Genomic DNA, 13,817 nt, shown 5'->3' on the forward strand with positions numbered 1-13,817 from the left:
ACCCGGTGGCGTCGCTCAGCCGGATGCGCCCCACGGCCGGAGGACCATGAGCGAGCATGCCCGACCCGAGGGCGCCCGAAGTCGGAGACTCACCGCAGCGCCCGGCCGCCGGGCGCTGCGGTCAGGCCGGAGCAGGTCGTGTCGGACGCCCACGGCGGCGGCCGTACGCCCGGCTCGGTCCAGGCGGCCAAGGCCTCGCCGTCGACACAGACGATTCCGCACGCCGCGGCGTACTCGAGGGCGGGCGCCGTGAACTGACTCGTCGTGACGACGATCGCGACATCGGCGTCGTGGACGGCGAAGCAGGTCCCGCCGAAACGCTGCAGGTCCTGCGAGCCGACCCGGTTGTCCTCGGCATAGTGCTTGCACTGCACGACGACGCGCAGCCCGTCCGGGGTCGTGGCGATCACGTCGGCGCCCAGATCACCCGCGCCGCCCACCACCTCCACCGGGGTGCAGCCGTCGCGTACGCAGAGAGCGGCGATGGTGTGTTCAAAGCCGTCGGCATCGACCGCGGCATGGTCGAGCGCCTCGGCTCCGACATCCGGCAGTTCCGTCGCGGGCCGCACGCCCGTCGCGGAGTACGCGCCCGGGTCGGGCGGTGCCGGGGAGCGGCGCCTCACGGGGGACGCGCTCCACGCGGCGAACGCCACGCCGATCAGCAGCACCACCGCCGCGACCACCGGTAGGGCCGGCAGCCGTGTCCCGGCCGCCGAGGTGGCCCTGACGAAGGCGGCCAGGCCGCCCATGACGGCCCCGGCCAGCCCCACGGCGAGCACCAGATCGCGCCCGAGCGTCGCGCCGCTCCGCGGGACCCCGCTCCTGTTTCCCCTCCGTGTCATGGGGTCAGCTCCTCCGGCCCCGGCCCCGGCCCCGCCCGCGGGCCGCCCACCCGTGGCCGACGCCGGCGACGTGGAGCGCGAGAGCGGCGAGGCCGAGCAGCGTGAAGTTGGTGGAGCTGAACACTTCGTTCGTGCTGATGGTGGCGGCGTTGATCAGGAACGCGACGAAGAACAGCACTGCGGCGGTGATGCCGAGCATGTCCATGCCCCTTTCGTTCGGTGACCGCCGTGTTCCCCGTGGGGGCCGGATCATGAGCGGCCCCTTCCGCAGGATCGTCCGCCGGTGGGCCGGGCCGAGGGGGAAGCGTGCGTTCACAACGGGAAAGCCGGGGCAGACGCCGTTCAAGAGGTTGGTCGATCCTTTCACTCGAACCGGAGGAGTTGTTCTCACGTGACCGAGCATGCGTGGAGTTACAAGTCGACGTCGGGCCACCTGGCCGGTACCGATCTCACCGGCTACAAGGTCGAGGCGGTCGACGGAAGCATCGGCAAGGTCGACAAGCACTCCGACGAGGTCGGTGACGCCTACCTGGTCGTCGACACAGGGGTGTGGATCTTCGGGAGGGAAGTGCTCCTGCCGGCCGCCACCGTGATTTCGATCGACCCGGAGGAGCGGACGATCCACGTGGAGCGCACCAAGGAACAGATCAAGGGATCCCCGGAGTTCCACCGGGACGAGCACCTCGGCGACGCGGGCTACCGCGAGCAGTTGGCCTTCTACTACGGTCCCGCCGGTCCGTTCGGCGGCCCGTTCGTCTGACCCGCGAGGGGGGAGGGGCTCGGACTCGTCGAGTCCGGGCCCCTCCCGGCTGCCCTCGTCGGTGCTCGGTCCGGGCAGCTCACCGGTTCAGTCCGCCGTCCGGCCGTCGACGGGGACGTCCAGTCCGTCGGCGAGGGCGGCGAGGGTCGCCCCCAGGGGGAGCGCGACGCGGGCGGCGGCGTGCCGGTCGCCCCGGGTCGGATCCCTGTTGACGATCAGTACGGGTTTTCCCGCCTGGGCTGCTTGGCGGACGAACCGGAGTCCGGACATCACCGTGAGCGAGGATCCCAGGACCAGGAGCGAGGTCGCCGCATCGACCAGTTCGCGGCAGTGCTCGACCCGGTGCGGGGGAACGTTTTCGCCGAAGAACACCACGTTCGGTTTGAGGATGCCGCCGCACTCCGCGCAGGGCATGACGGTGAAGTCTCCGACCTGTTCGTCGGTGAGGTCCGCGTCACCGTCCGGATTCAGCCGGGCTGACGCGGGCGCGAAGCCCGCATTGGCCCCTTCCAGCCGCTGGGCGAGCTCCTGGCGCGTGCTGAAGGCGCCGCAGGAAAGGCAGACGACCCGGTTCAGACCTCCATGGAGTTCCACCACGTCCTTGCTGCCGGCGGCCTGGTGCAGGCCGTCGACGTTCTGCGTGATCACCGCCGAGAGCAGACCGTGCTGCCCGAAGGCGGCCACGGCCCGGTGCCCGGCATTGGGCCGGGCACGGCCGAAGGTGTGCCAGCCCAGGTGGCTGCGCGCCCAGTAGCGGCGCCGGGCGTGGATGCTCGTGGTGAATTCCTGGTAGGTCATCGGGGTGTGCCGGCGCAGGCTGCCGGCCTCGCCACGGTAGTCGGGGATGCCCGACTCCGTGGAAAGGCCCGCCCCGCTGAGCACCAGCACGCCTCCGGTCCTCAGCGCGTCGGCGACCGGCTCCGGATCCGTGGTGCCCGGCCGTAGGTCCCCGGTGGGGGTCCAGCTCAGAGTGGGGCGCGTACGCATGCAGCCAGCGTACGGAACGGGCCCGAGCGCGGCACGGGGGGTGGCACAGGGCCGTGCCCCGGTACCGCCCCCGCCCCCCGCCCCACCGAGCCGTAGCCCGACGAACCGCCGGGCCGTCACGCGTCGGGTGCTTCGTCGACGTGCGGGGCGGGTGTCATCCGGGGACGGAAACACGCGGTGATCGTCTTGCCGCCGTGGAAGGAATGGGCGTCCCAGGCATCGGCGAGGGCGTCAATGATGGCGAGTCCCCGCCCGGAGGTCGCCCCGCGTGAGGGGGCGCGCGGGGCCGGCAGCTGCGGGTCCGCGTCGGCAACACTGACGTGCAGGCACCGGCCGTCCCAGGTGAGGACCAGCCCGGCGCCGCTGCGGGCGTGGATGTGCGCGTTGGTGACGAGCTCCGACACCGTCAGCAGGACGGAGTGCGCGGTGTCGGGGGCGTCCGTCGTCCACTGGAGGGAGTCCAGGCGTTCCGCGGTCCACCGGCGGGCCTCGCGCACGCCTCGGTGGACGGGGAAGGAAGTGGCCCAACCCTTGGCACGCATGGACACCGCGTTCACCTCGCTCGCGCTCTCGTGTGACGCCGGACCGGACGGGCCGAGACGCTCGTCAGAAACGGCTCGCCCGGTGCCGGGCACGGTGTCCGCCCCTGCGGTGGACGAGCAGCAGGGCCAACGCCATCGGCGCGATCAGCAGGACCATCGTCGTCATGGGAGCGATCCTTCCGTCGTAGTCGCGTTCCTCCTGCGCGTGTGGCCGCTATGAGGCCCTTGAAACCCCGTCCGGTCCCGCCTCCCTCGAGATTCCCTCCCGCAGGTGACCCTTAGCATGCGCGGCATGAGTGATCTTGACGAGCGGTTGCACCGGTTCCGGATCGATGTGGGTCAGGGGGAGCTGGACGACCTGCGCGAGCGGCTGGGCCGGGTGCGGTGGCCCGACGAGCTGCCCGGGGTCGGCCGGGCGTACGGGATGCCGCTCGCCCCGATGCGGGAGCTGGTCGACTACTGGCGCGAGGAGTACGACTGGCGGGCGGCCGAGGCCCGGCTGAACGAGTGGCCGCAGTTCACCACGGTCATCGACGGCGCGCAGGTGCACTTCGCACACCTCCGCTCGCCCGAGCCGGACGCGACCGTGCTGCTGATGACCCACGGCTGGCCGGGCTCACCGGTGGAGTTCCAGCGCGTCGTGGGCCCGCTCACGGATCCCCGGGCGCACGGCGGCGACCCGGCGGACGCCTTCCACCTGGTGCTGCCGAGCATCCCCGGCTTCGGCCTCTCGGGACCCACGACCGACACGGGCTGGGAGTTCAAACGGGTGGCCCGGGCCTTCGGCGTGCTGATGGACCGCCTCGGCCACCGGTCGTACGGGGTGCAGGGCGGCGACTGGGGCGCCGCGATCTCGCGGGAACTCGGGCTGATCCGGCCGGACCACGTGATCGGAGTGCACCTGAACCTGCTGCCCGGCGGCGGGGCCACCGCCGAACCCCGGCCCCAAGAGCTGGCCGCACTGTCCCCCGCCGAACGTGAGCGGACGCTGGCCTCCTGGGAGCGGTACCGGATCTGGGCGCGCGAGCGACAGGGGTACGCCGACATCCAGGCGACCCGGCCGCAGACCCTCGCGTACGGGCTCAACGACTCGCCGGTCGGTCTGCTCGCCTGGATCGCGGAGAAGTTCACCGAGTGGAGCGACCCCGCGTGCCCGGTCGACCGGGACCAGATGCTGACCAACGTGACGCTGTACTGGCTCACCGGAACGGCCGGCAGCGCGGCCCGCCTCTACTACGAGCGGGCCCACGCCGCGTACGCCGGCCGGCCGCCCGAGGTGTCGCGGACCCCGACCGCACTGGCCGACTTCCCCCGGGACAACTTCATCCCGCTGCGCCACGTCGCCGCGCGCACCGACTCCATCGTCCGCTGGACCTCGTACGACCGGGGCGGCCACTTCCCCGCCATGGAGGTGCCCGAGCTGCTGGTGGGGGACATCCGCGCCTTCTTCCGGCAACTGCGCTGACCAGCACGTGAAAACGCGTGGCCGGGTCCCGACACGATCCGGAAATGACGGGGCCGTGGCGGGTCCCGCACGGTACGGTCCGGAGCCATGAAGATCACGAAGTACACCCATGCATGTGTGCGGATCGAGCAGGACGACCGGGTTCTCGTCATCGATCCCGGTACGTGGAGCGAACCGGCCGCCCTGGCCGGGGCGGACGCCGTGCTGGTGACCCACGAGCACGTCGACCACGTCGACGTACTGCGTCTGGCGGGGCTCGGCGTACCGGTCTACGCCCCCGCCGAGGCGGACATTCCGCAGCTGGACGTCATCGGAGTGTCCTCCGGTGCGGAGTTCACCGCCGCGGGCTTCCACATACGGGCGGTCGGTGGCCGCCATGCCTTCATCTACGGCGGGCAACCCGACTGCGCGAACCTCGGGTACGTCGTCGACGACGCGGTGTACCACCCGGGAGACTCGCTGCACGTGCCCGAGCAGGGGATCGAGACGCTGCTCGTGCCGGCGCAGGGGTCGTGGCTGAAAATGGCGGAGGTGATCGATTTCGTCAAGGCCGTGGGGCCGCGGCGGGCGTTCGCCATTCACGACGCGCAGATCAACGACCGCGGTCTCAGCAGCGTCAACGGCTGGCTCGGTGAGGAGACTTCGCACGGCTACCGCTATCTGAGGCCCGGCGAATCGCTCTAAGGCGCCCGCCCCCTCCCGGCTCCGCCACCTGCGCAGGGGCAGGTTAGTGTCCCTCGAATGGTTCGACACGGATCCCTCTCCACACTGCGGCACAAGCCGTTCAGATTATTCCTCCTGGCGCGTCTGACCTCGATGAGCGGAACGGCGATGGCCCCCGTGGCCCTGGCCTTCGCCGTGTTCGGATTCGACAGCAGCCCGGCGTCCCTGGCGATCGTCCTCGCCGCCAACACCGCCCCGCAGCTCGTCCTGCTCCTCGTCGGAGGAGTGATCGCGGACCGGTTCTCCCGCCAACGCGTCATCGTCATCGGCAATGTGCTGCCTGCGGCCACCCAGGGCTGCGTCGCACTGCTCGTGGCGACGGGAACGGCCACCACCGGGCGGATCGCCCTGTTCGCGGCACTGGCGGGCTGTGCGTCGGCACTGACCCAGCCCGCCATGAACAGTGTGCTGCCGCAGCTCGTCGAGCCCGGCGAGCTGCAGCAGGCGAACGCGCTGATGCGGTTGCCCATCAACATCGTCCGCGTCCTCGCGCCGGCGGTCGGCGGCGTCCTCGTCGCCTTCGTCGGACCGGAACTGACCCTGGGCTGGGACGCCGCCAGTTTCGCGGTCGCGGCCTTCCTCTGCAGCCGTCTTGGCGTGTCCGGACCCGCCAAGACCACGGCCTCAGTCTTCCGCGACTTCAAGGACGGCTGGAAAGAGTTCTCCCGTCTCTCCTGGATCTGGTCCTATACGTTGTCCGGCACCGTGGTCGTCGCCCTCTGGCTCGGCGGCTATCAGCTCCTCGGTCCGGTGATGGCCCAGAACAGTCATCTGGGTGCCGCTTCCTGGGGAATCGTCCAGGGGGCATTCGCGGCGGGCCTGCTCCTGGGTGGAATCGTTTCACTCAAATGGAAGCCGTCCAGGATCATGGTCGTGTGTGTATGCGCCAACCTGCCCCTGGCGCTTCCCTTCCTCGCACTCGCCTGGGGCGCGCCGCTGGCGGTGCTGGCCGGGGCGAGCGTCATGGCGGGCATCGGCCTCGACATCGCGATCGTGTGTTGGAACACCGCCGTGCAGGAACAGCTCCCGTCGGAGGTGCTCGGGCGGGTCAGCTCCTTCAATTCGGTCGGTGAGCTCATGTCCGTGCCGCTGGGCTACCTCGTCGTGGGCGCTGCGGCGACCTCCCTCGGTACGGAATCCGTCCTTCTCTGGAGTGCCGTACTGATGGTCCTGACGAGCCTGGTGCTGCTGCTCGCCCCGAGCATGTGGGCGGTGCGCAGGCTGCCCGCGGACCCGGGTCCGGCCGCCGTCGCGGCGGGGGACCTGGACCGAGGGGCCCGGACCGGCCGGGTGCCCGATCAGGTGGCCCGCCCGTAACGGACCGCTGTGCTCCAGATCCGCTCCAGGCGCACCCGGGTGCCGGGACGTGGAGCGTGCCAGATGCGGTCGTCGCCGGCGTAGATCCCGACGTGGGTCATGGTCGCGCCGCTGGGGAAGAAGACCAGGTCCCCGGCCGCGCGATCGGCCTCGGGAATGTGGACGGTGTGCTCGTACTGCTGCTCGGCGGTGCGCGGGAGCCGTTTGCCCGCCTTCTTGAAGGCGTAGAGGGTCAGGCCCGAGCAGTCGAAGCGTTTGGGACCGGTGGCGCCGTAGGCGTACGGCGAGCCCTGTTTGGAGGCGGCCACCGCGACGGCTCTGGCGCCGTACGGGGCGGCGGCGTGCGCCGGGGCCGCCGGGCCGGTCGTTACGGCGGCCGTCAGGAGCAGCAGGGAGAGTATGGCGCGGGCCCTGGGGCAACAACACGTGGGGAGAAGGCCCTTGGGGGCCTTTCGGAAGTCGGTCCTGGGGCAGGACATCGTGATACCTCCGCAGTCGGTTGGCGGGTAACAGTCAGATCAGTGGAAGGAGTCCTGTTCTCGGTCGGATGCGTCGGGGCTCTGACGGCGGACCAGTTTTCTCCGACGGGATCCACCGAACAGCGCGGGACACAGTCTCATTTGTCTCGATTTTGCATTCGATTCGAGATCATATGCCTGAATGATTGCCGGATGGGCACGCCCGGCACGCCGGCCCGCGGCGCCATCGCGGGCTCGCCCCGGATAATTGACGGGAGGTCGGGGCCGCCGACTTTTAAGATCATCGGATGGAGTATCCCCGCTATCCCGCGAAGCCCCGCCCCGGTGACCAGGTCGCCGTGATTTCACCCTCTTCCGGCCTCCCCGGCCTGTTCCCGCGCCCCTACGAGTTGGGGCTGAGCAGGCTCCGGGACGACTTCGGACTGAAGGCGGTGGAATACCCGACGACCCGGACGATGGGTGCGACGCCCGAGGCGCGCGCCGCGGACATCCACGCGGCCTTCGCGGACCCCGACATCAAGGCGGTGATCGCCAGCATCGGCGGCGACGACCAGATCACCGTCCTTCCCCACCTCGACCGCGACCTCCTGCGCGCCAACCCCAAGCCGTTCTTCGGCTACAGCGACAACACCAACCTGTTGCTGTTCCTGCGGGGCTTGGGCATCGTCGGCTACCACGGCGGTTCGGTCATGGTCGGGTTGGGACGGCCCGGCGCGATGCACCCGTCGACCGCCGACTCCCTCCGGGCCGCGCTGTTCACCTCGGGCGCGTACGAACTCACCGCGGCGAGCGCCTGCGGGGACACCGACAGGCCCTGGGACGACCCGCTGACCTTCGATTCCGAGCCGGACATGGAACCCGCAGACGGCTGGTCCTGGCACAACGCCGACCGGGTCGTCGAAGGCATCAGCTGGGGCGGCAACCTGGAGATCATCTCCTGGCTGCTGATGGCCGACCGCGTGGCGGGGCCGGTCGACGCCTACGCCGGCAACGTGCTGTTCCTGGAGACCTCCGAGGAAATGCCGGCTGCCGAAGAGGTCTACCGGATCCTGCGCGGCATGGGCGAACGCGGGCTGCTGCGGCAGTTCCCCGCGCTGCTCATGGGCAGGGCGAAGAGCTGGTCGTTCGAGAACCGGCTCGATGCCGGGGCGAAGGCCGAGTTCCGCCGGCAACAGCGCGAGGCCGTCCTCCGGGCCCTGCGCCAGTACGCCCCCGACACCATGGCGGTGTTCGACGTCGACTTCGGCCACACCGACCCGCAGGTCGTGATCCCGGTCGGAGGCCGCATCCGGGTGGACGGCCCGGCACGCCGGATCGTCGTCACGTACTGAGTCCGGCCCGGCGGTCGTCGGAGCAGTGGGCGCGCATCGCCGGGGGCCATGAAGGCCGCGGTGATGCCCGCCGCCCGGAGAGCGCCCCCGGCGGGCGCTCTCCGGGCGACCGGGGAACCCCTGCCCGCGGGCCCGCCCGTTGACCGGGGGAGGACGGTCCTACGGCGCTCCGCAGGCGACCGGGACCGCGGCCCGGGGAGCGATCCGCATCCGGTCCCGCGCGTACTCCACGGTCTCGCCCGGCAGGATCAGCAGCCCGGGCTCCCCGTCCTGACCCGCCCCGCCGATCGGCTGCACCTGGACGGCCGGGCCGAGCCCGCCGGCCATGAACACCGTCGGGTCGACCTCCCAGCCACGTGCGGCGAGCCACAACTCCAGCGCCGCCGTGTCCCGTTCCCCCGCGCCGCGCGGCCACTCGAACGTCGTGCTCCCCATCCCTGCCCCCTGTAGGTGGTCGGATCACCGCCGACGATCCTGCCACCCCCCTCTGACAGTTGCAGCCCGATATCGGCGCGCGCCCGCACCCCCGCCGGGCGGGGAGTGCGGGCGCGCGTCAGGCCGGTGACCCGTCGGGGTCAGCCGTTGCGGTGGTGCCGGCGGCCGTCCCAGGAGTCGGTGTCGAGGACGTTGCCGCGGTTGTCGCGCAGGGTGGCGGTGTCGCGCTCGTCCCAGATCTGGTGGCGGCGGTCCTGGTAGATGTCGCGGCGGGTGTCGCGGCCCTGACCGGTGTGGACCCGCACGGTCGACCGGCCGTCCAGGCGGAAGTCGCCGAAGCGGTAGCGGTTGCCCTGCCGGTCGGTGAGGGTGAAGCCGCGCAGGTTGACGCTCCTGCGCCCGGTGTTCTCGACCTCGACCCACTCCCGGTTCAGTGCCCGGTCGGAGCGTTCGCGGTCGCGGCCGCCGGTGCCGTACTGGACGTCGCTGATGACGATCGAGGAGTGCGGAGCCCGGTGGTCGCGGTCGCGCCAGTGGTCGTCGGCGGAGGCCGGGAGGGCGGCGGCGCCGACGAGGGCGCCCGCGGCCAGGAACGCGGCGACGAACCGGCGGGTGGCGAGAGAAGCAGACATGAAATGACCCCTTCAACAGACAGCAGCCCGGTCCCGCCTCGTGTGCGGCGGATGGGCCTGGAACGTTCCCGGCGTCCTGCCGAGGAGCCACACTCTGACCCCCAACCACCATCAAAAGCCACCAATTCGGGGCGTGTTGCAAAATGCGGATGTATCGGTGACTCTCCCGTGTATCGGGCACATATCAATGCCGTGCTGATGTGAACGGCCGGAGCGCGCCGAACAAGCCTTGGCAGGCCCGGAGACGGAGGCGTTCGCGTACCGACACGCCGCCCTCGCGACCCCCCCCGCTCTGCGCCGAACGGGTTCAGGCTCCTGTAACGACTGCTCCGACCGTTTCTTCGGACACCCTCTCGTCGATGGTTCTGGTGTTCTGTCCTTCGGAGCCGCCGGCGGGCGTCAAGGTGCTCTCAGGCGGCGTCGGGCAGCGTCAGGCCGCGGAGCCGCCGATCGAATCGAGGAGCTTCAGCTCGTCCGCCGTCAGTCGCAGTGCGCCCGCCGCCACGTTGTCGGCGAGGTGATCCGGGTTGCCGGTCCCGGGGATGGCCAGCACATGGGCGCCCTGCCCCAAGATCCAGGCGAGCCGCACTTGTGCCGGTGACGCTCCGTGGGCCCGGGCGACGGCGAGGACCTCGTCGTGCTCGGTCCGGACGGCGCCGGACTCGCGCCCCTCTCCGGCTATGGAGAAGAAGGGCACGAAGGCGATGCCGCGCACCGCGCAGGCGTGGAGCATCCCCGTCCGGTCGGGCGCGTCGATGCCGAAGCGGTTCTGAACGCACACCACCGGTGCGATCGCCTCGGCCTGGGCCAGGTGGTCCGGGCGGGCGTTGGAGATGCCGAGGTGACGGACCAGTCCGGCGTCGCGCACCTCGGACAGGGCCCCGAAGTGCTCGCTGACGGACTCCTGGCCCATGATGCGGAGGTTCACCACGTCGAGGTGGTCCCGGCCGAGTTGGCGCAGGTTCTCCTCGACCTGGCCGCGCAACTGGTCGGGCCGGGCCGACTCGGCCCACCCGCCGCAGGCGTCCCGGGCGGGGCCGACCTTGGTGGAGATGACGAGGTCGTCCGCGTAGGGCGCCAGCGCCGAGTTGATCAGCTCATTGGCCGAACGCAGCCGCGAGAAGTAGAACGCGGCGGTGTCGATGTGGTCGACGCCGAGTTCGACCGCCCGGCGCAGGACGGCGATCGCCCGGCCGCGGTCGCTGGGAGTGCCCTCGTGGAAGGCCGCGCTGCTGGTCAGGCGCATGGCGCCGAAACCGATCCGGTTGACCGCGAGGTCACCGAGCACCCATGTGCCCGAAGCTGCTGCGGCAACCGTGTGCGACGTCATCTGATTGATCAACTCCATCCGATGGGCCATCGTCCCCCGATGGTTCGGGGCGAGGCGGGTCCTGGAGTATGCGCAGGTGGACGCCGTGCCGGAAAGGCGTGCAGGGGCGCGGGAAGATCACATCGCGAGTCGGAATCCTGAGGGTGCGCGGGGCGTTATTCCTACTGAAGCTTCCTGCCCCCGCCCGTGCCCGGGAGCGTGCAGTCGAGTCGCTCTACCCGATAATGGTGGTGACGGTGCATTTGTGCGGAGGAGGCCGGAATGGGACGAGACAGCAGGTACGAACTGGTATTCGCCGGCCCTGACCACGTGGTACCGGGCGGCGAGGAATCGGTCCTCGTGCACCGCACCGACCGGACCGGCCCCGGCGGCCATCCGATCTACGCCGACGAGACGGGAATCGTGCAGGCGGAGATCAGCGATCAGGGCGACGTACGCATGATCGCGAGCGGCGGTCACCAGGAACCGGCATCGCGGGTGAGCGTGCGGGCCGTGCCCAGCGCGTGACACGGAGTGGTCCGCCGGCGCGGGTGCGCCACTGGTCAGCCACCGTCATCCGGAAACGTCGATCCCGGGTGGGCACGGAACCTCGCACCAGACGCGCTTGCCGTCCACCCCCGGTTCGGAGCCCCATTCCCGGGCCAGACGTTCCACGATCAGCAGTCCGTGACCCACCGGCCCGCCCCGGTCGCCCGGCCCGCGCGCAGGCACCCGCACCGGCGGGGCCGGGTTGGAGTCCGTGACCTCGATCCGCAGCCGCTCGGCCGAGCAGTCGAGGACGAGCGCGCGGGGTCCGCCACCGTGCAGGCAGGCGTTGGCCACCACCTCCGACACCAGCAGGAGCACGTCCTCGGCGCTCTCGCGGTCGTTCTCCCCCGTCCCCGGGAGCCAGCGCCAAGCGGTCAGTGCCTGGCGGGCGAAGTCACGGCTGCGCGAGACGACATCGGTGGTTCCGGACAGCACCAGGCTCCAGATCCGGTCGGACGGCCCGCGCTGCTCCATGACGCTCAGGCTCCCCCGCCGCGCGGCGTCCTCAGGGCTTCCGTCACATCGGAGTGGACGGGGAACACCCCGTCCGCACCGGTGATCCGGAACATGCGGGCGACAGGTCCGTGCAGACCGGCGAGTTCGAGGCCGGCTCCGGCCTCCTGTGCCGCGAGGCGCGTGTTCAGCAGCACGTTCAGCCCGGTGGAATCGCAGAATCCCAGGCCCGCCATGTCGACCAGCAGTCGACGGCCCGGGGCGAGTGCCCCGTCGAGCGCGTCCCGCAGCGGCTGCGCCGTGTCGTGGTCCAGTTCTCCCGCGAGCGTGAGGACAACCGCTGCGTCCACCGTCCTCACCGCGACGGTGAAGCGTTCACTCCCCGCTTCCGGCGCCATCCGGCATCACCCTTCCTCATGCACTTCTGCACCTGCCCGGGTTCCGGCGCGATATGCCCGTCCGTCCCGTGCGGAAGGGGCGCCTCAGGCCGCCCCGGCCCCCGGTTCTTCCGCGAGCAGTCCCTCCCGCAGCCGGCCCAGGATGCGGCCCAGCAGCCGGGAGACGTGCATTTGCGACATGCCCAGGCGTTCGCCGATCTCGGCCTGGGTCAGCTCCTCCCCGAAGCGCAGGGCAAGGATCGTCCGGTCCCGTTCGGACAGTTCTCCCAGCAACGGCCGCAGCGATTCCAGGTCCTCGACCGTCTCGAAGCGACCCTCCTCGATGCCGAGGCTCCGGGGCGACACGCCGGGGGTGTCGTCGTCCTCCGCCGTTACGGGGGCGTCGAGGGACAGGCTGGCGAAGCCGTTGGCCGCGAGCCGCCCCTCGTGGACCTCCGCCACCGTGATGTCCAGCCGCTCGGCGAGCTCCCGCGCACCCGGAGCGTGGCCCAGCTCCTGCTCCAGGGCGTCGTTCGCCTTGGCCAGATCGATGCGCAGCTCCTGTAGCCGGCGCGGTACGCGGACGGCCCAGGCCGTGTCACGGAAGTAGCGCTTGATCTCTCCCACGATGGTGGGCAGGGCGAACGACATGAACTCGAACCCGCGCTCCGGATCGAACCTGTTGATGGCCTTGATCAAGCCGATGGTGCCGACCTGCAGGACGTCCTCCCACGGCGCGCCGACGTGACGGACGCGCGTGGCCGCGTACTTCACCATGCTCAGGTTCAGCTCGACCAGGGTGTTGCGCACGTACGAGTACGCTGCGGTCCCCTCGTCCAGTTCGAGCAGCCGTCGGAAGAGCGTGACCGACAGGTCGTGGGCGTCGGCGGTGCTCACGGACCGCGGATCGCGCACCTCGCGGGGATCCTGCGGCGCGGAGCCGGCCCGGCTACGGAGAGTGGCAAGCATGAGGCCTCCTCGGGGAGTTCCCTCAAGCCCCATACCCGCTCACGAGGGGTTGAAGCTGTGCGCGCCGTGGCCGTGCGTCACTCTTCGTGAGCGGGTGCGCGGCCCAGGGCGCGGTACCGGTCGAACGCCTCGCGGGCGTCCGGTACGAACGCGGGGCTGCGGACGAGCTCGTCGAGTTCGGGCTCGGTCAGCCAGTCGTACCAGGCGACTTCCGTGGGGTCGGGCCGGACCGGCTCTGTGATCACGACTTCGTGGAGGCCCAGCCAGTAGGGGCTGATCGCCCCGTCGCACGGGAACTTGAGCACGAAGCGGGGAACGCCGTGGACCCCGAGCTCCTCCGCCAGCTCCCTGGCCGCGGCCTCCCCGTACGACTCGCCGACGTCGACGGCGCCACCGAGCATCCAGTTGAACTGCCCGGGGAACCGCGACGCGTCGTCCGGGCGACGGTGCACGAGGATCCGGCCGTGTTCGTCGCGGCACACGATCGTCGCGACGCGGTGCGGCCAGCGCTCCCGGATCGCCTCCGCCCGGTCCACGACGGCCACGACGTGATCCCGCTCATCGACCCGCTCGACCAGTTCGCCCATGGGACAGATGATCGCAGGGTCCTCGCCCCCGGTCCCGTACGGGTGTCCGCCCGGCCGCGG

The 13,817-nt window shown here is 71.0% G+C and carries 18 protein-coding genes; 6 read left to right on the plus strand and 12 right to left on the minus strand.

Annotated elements, in window-relative coordinates:
* Positions 1-89 precede the first annotated feature (89 nt).
* A complete protein-coding gene (locus ACIQK6_RS26260) occupies positions 90-842 on the minus strand; it encodes a restriction endonuclease (protein ID WP_329106317.1) in 753 nt (250 codons plus the stop codon).
* 4 nt (positions 843-846) lie between these two features.
* Positions 847-1,041: a hypothetical protein gene (locus ACIQK6_RS26265; protein ID WP_329106320.1), complete on the minus strand. Its 195-nt coding sequence runs from the start codon at positions 1,039-1,041 to the stop codon at positions 847-849.
* Positions 1,042-1,233: 192 nt separating this feature from the next.
* Between ACIQK6_RS26265 and ACIQK6_RS26270 the strand changes: the two genes are divergently transcribed.
* The gene (locus tag ACIQK6_RS26270; protein WP_329106321.1) at positions 1,234-1,602 is read left to right on the plus strand and encodes a PRC-barrel domain-containing protein; all 369 of its coding nucleotides are present in this window, start codon (positions 1,234-1,236) and stop codon (positions 1,600-1,602) included.
* 87 nt (positions 1,603-1,689) lie between these two features.
* On the opposite strand, the gene ACIQK6_RS26275 is transcribed toward ACIQK6_RS26270, so the two are convergent.
* Together ACIQK6_RS26275 and ACIQK6_RS26280 are read right to left on the minus strand one after the other, a co-directional pair.
* On the minus strand, positions 1,690-2,589 hold the full coding sequence (locus ACIQK6_RS26275) for an NAD-dependent protein deacetylase (protein WP_329106323.1): 900 nt from the start codon (positions 2,587-2,589) through the stop codon (positions 1,690-1,692).
* A 116-nt stretch (positions 2,590-2,705) separates the two neighbouring features.
* Complete coding sequence (locus ACIQK6_RS26280; RefSeq protein WP_329108242.1) at positions 2,706-3,131, minus strand: ATP-binding protein; 426 nt, start codon at positions 3,129-3,131, stop codon at positions 2,706-2,708.
* Positions 3,132-3,423: 292 nt separating this feature from the next.
* On the opposite strand from ACIQK6_RS26280, the gene ACIQK6_RS26285 reads away from it, so the two are divergent.
* From ACIQK6_RS26285 to ACIQK6_RS26295, 3 genes are all read left to right on the plus strand, one after another.
* The gene (locus ACIQK6_RS26285) at positions 3,424-4,596 is read left to right on the plus strand and encodes an epoxide hydrolase family protein (RefSeq protein WP_329106325.1); all 1,173 of its coding nucleotides are present in this window, start codon (positions 3,424-3,426) and stop codon (positions 4,594-4,596) included.
* 87 nt (positions 4,597-4,683) lie between these two features.
* Complete coding sequence (locus ACIQK6_RS26290) at positions 4,684-5,280, plus strand: MBL fold metallo-hydrolase (RefSeq protein WP_329106327.1); 597 nt, start codon at positions 4,684-4,686, stop codon at positions 5,278-5,280.
* Positions 5,281-5,337: 57 nt separating this feature from the next.
* A complete protein-coding gene (locus ACIQK6_RS26295; RefSeq protein WP_329106329.1) occupies positions 5,338-6,636 on the plus strand; it encodes an MFS transporter in 1,299 nt (432 codons plus the stop codon).
* Here the strand turns inward: ACIQK6_RS26295 and ACIQK6_RS26300 are convergent.
* Positions 6,618-7,115, minus strand: a complete 498-nt coding sequence (locus tag ACIQK6_RS26300) for a C40 family peptidase (protein ID WP_329106331.1) — start codon at positions 7,113-7,115, stop codon at positions 6,618-6,620. The two genes, ACIQK6_RS26295 and ACIQK6_RS26300, sit on opposite strands and share 19 nt — an antisense overlap.
* A 287-nt stretch (positions 7,116-7,402) precedes the next feature.
* Between ACIQK6_RS26300 and ACIQK6_RS26305 the strand changes: the two genes are divergently transcribed.
* Entirely contained in the window at positions 7,403-8,446 is a 1,044-nt protein-coding gene (locus ACIQK6_RS26305; RefSeq protein WP_402695584.1) for a S66 peptidase family protein, read from the plus strand.
* 159 nt (positions 8,447-8,605) lie between these two features.
* Here ACIQK6_RS26305 and ACIQK6_RS26310 read toward each other — a convergent pair whose 3' ends face one another.
* The 3 genes from ACIQK6_RS26310 to ACIQK6_RS26320 all read right to left on the minus strand — a co-directional run bounded on the left by ACIQK6_RS26310 (position 8,606) and on the right by ACIQK6_RS26320 (position 10,843).
* Positions 8,606-8,881 (minus strand): hypothetical protein, encoded by a 276-nt coding sequence (locus ACIQK6_RS26310; RefSeq protein ID WP_402695585.1) that lies wholly within the window; start codon positions 8,879-8,881, stop codon positions 8,606-8,608.
* 140 nt (positions 8,882-9,021) lie between these two features.
* Positions 9,022-9,513, minus strand: a complete 492-nt coding sequence (locus tag ACIQK6_RS26315) for a lamin tail domain-containing protein (RefSeq protein WP_402695586.1) — start codon at positions 9,511-9,513, stop codon at positions 9,022-9,024.
* Positions 9,514-9,943: 430 nt separating this feature from the next.
* Positions 9,944-10,843: an aldo/keto reductase gene (locus tag ACIQK6_RS26320; protein WP_329106339.1), complete on the minus strand. Its 900-nt coding sequence runs from the start codon at positions 10,841-10,843 to the stop codon at positions 9,944-9,946.
* A 261-nt stretch (positions 10,844-11,104) separates the two neighbouring features.
* Here ACIQK6_RS26320 and ACIQK6_RS26325 point away from each other — a divergent pair, with 261 nt between their 5' ends.
* Positions 11,105-11,350 (plus strand): DUF6296 family protein, encoded by a 246-nt coding sequence (locus ACIQK6_RS26325; protein WP_329106341.1) that lies wholly within the window; start codon positions 11,105-11,107, stop codon positions 11,348-11,350.
* A 45-nt stretch (positions 11,351-11,395) separates the two neighbouring features.
* On the opposite strand, the gene ACIQK6_RS26330 is transcribed toward ACIQK6_RS26325, so the two are convergent.
* The 4 genes from ACIQK6_RS26330 to ACIQK6_RS26345 all read right to left on the minus strand — a co-directional run bounded on the left by ACIQK6_RS26330 (position 11,396) and on the right by ACIQK6_RS26345 (position 13,757).
* Positions 11,396-11,845, minus strand: a complete 450-nt coding sequence (locus tag ACIQK6_RS26330) for an ATP-binding protein (protein WP_329106343.1) — start codon at positions 11,843-11,845, stop codon at positions 11,396-11,398.
* Positions 11,846-11,850: 5 nt separating this feature from the next.
* Entirely contained in the window at positions 11,851-12,222 is a 372-nt protein-coding gene (locus ACIQK6_RS26335) for an STAS domain-containing protein (protein WP_329106345.1), read from the minus strand.
* An 84-nt stretch (positions 12,223-12,306) separates the two neighbouring features.
* Positions 12,307-13,170: a SigB/SigF/SigG family RNA polymerase sigma factor gene (locus ACIQK6_RS26340; protein ID WP_329106347.1), complete on the minus strand. Its 864-nt coding sequence runs from the start codon at positions 13,168-13,170 to the stop codon at positions 12,307-12,309.
* A 77-nt stretch (positions 13,171-13,247) separates the two neighbouring features.
* Positions 13,248-13,757: an NUDIX domain-containing protein gene (locus ACIQK6_RS26345; protein ID WP_329106349.1), complete on the minus strand. Its 510-nt coding sequence runs from the start codon at positions 13,755-13,757 to the stop codon at positions 13,248-13,250.
* Positions 13,758-13,817: the final 60 nt, after the last annotated feature.

This window comes from Streptomyces sp. NPDC091682 (genome assembly GCF_044756625.1).
Taxonomy (GTDB): domain Bacteria; phylum Actinomycetota; class Actinomycetes; order Streptomycetales; family Streptomycetaceae; genus Streptomyces.

Bases quoted from the DNA above. Each gene is read 5' to 3' on its own strand.
- ACIQK6_RS26260 (WP_329106317.1), bottom strand. From the start codon at position 842: ATGACACGGAGGGGAAACAGGAGCGGGGTCCCGCGGAGCGGCGCGACG.
- ACIQK6_RS26265 (WP_329106320.1), bottom strand. From the start codon at position 1,041: ATGCTCGGCATCACCGCCGCAGTGCTGTTCTTCGTCGCGTTCCTGATC.
- ACIQK6_RS26275 (WP_329106323.1), bottom strand. From the start codon at position 2,589: ATGCGTACGCGCCCCACTCTGAGCTGGACCCCCACCGGGGACCTACGG.
- ACIQK6_RS26280 (WP_329108242.1), bottom strand. From the start codon at position 3,131: ATGCGTGCCAAGGGTTGGGCCACTTCCTTCCCCGTCCACCGAGGCGTG.
- ACIQK6_RS26285 (WP_329106325.1), top strand. From the start codon at position 3,424: ATGAGTGATCTTGACGAGCGGTTGCACCGGTTCCGGATCGATGTGGGT.
- ACIQK6_RS26290 (WP_329106327.1), top strand. From the start codon at position 4,684: ATGAAGATCACGAAGTACACCCATGCATGTGTGCGGATCGAGCAGGAC.
- ACIQK6_RS26295 (WP_329106329.1), top strand. From the start codon at position 5,338: ATGGTTCGACACGGATCCCTCTCCACACTGCGGCACAAGCCGTTCAGA.
- ACIQK6_RS26300 (WP_329106331.1), bottom strand. From the start codon at position 7,115: ATGTCCTGCCCCAGGACCGACTTCCGAAAGGCCCCCAAGGGCCTTCTC.
- ACIQK6_RS26305 (WP_402695584.1), top strand. From the start codon at position 7,403: ATGGAGTATCCCCGCTATCCCGCGAAGCCCCGCCCCGGTGACCAGGTC.
- ACIQK6_RS26310 (WP_402695585.1), bottom strand. From the start codon at position 8,881: ATGGGGAGCACGACGTTCGAGTGGCCGCGCGGCGCGGGGGAACGGGAC.
- ACIQK6_RS26315 (WP_402695586.1), bottom strand. From the start codon at position 9,513: ATGTCTGCTTCTCTCGCCACCCGCCGGTTCGTCGCCGCGTTCCTGGCC.
- ACIQK6_RS26320 (WP_329106339.1), bottom strand. From the start codon at position 10,843: ATGACGTCGCACACGGTTGCCGCAGCAGCTTCGGGCACATGGGTGCTC.
- ACIQK6_RS26325 (WP_329106341.1), top strand. From the start codon at position 11,105: ATGGGACGAGACAGCAGGTACGAACTGGTATTCGCCGGCCCTGACCAC.
- ACIQK6_RS26330 (WP_329106343.1), bottom strand. From the start codon at position 11,845: ATGGAGCAGCGCGGGCCGTCCGACCGGATCTGGAGCCTGGTGCTGTCC.
- ACIQK6_RS26335 (WP_329106345.1), bottom strand. From the start codon at position 12,222: ATGGCGCCGGAAGCGGGGAGTGAACGCTTCACCGTCGCGGTGAGGACG.
- ACIQK6_RS26340 (WP_329106347.1), bottom strand. From the start codon at position 13,170: ATGCTTGCCACTCTCCGTAGCCGGGCCGGCTCCGCGCCGCAGGATCCC.
- ACIQK6_RS26345 (WP_329106349.1), bottom strand. From the start codon at position 13,757: ATGGGCGAACTGGTCGAGCGGGTCGATGAGCGGGATCACGTCGTGGCC.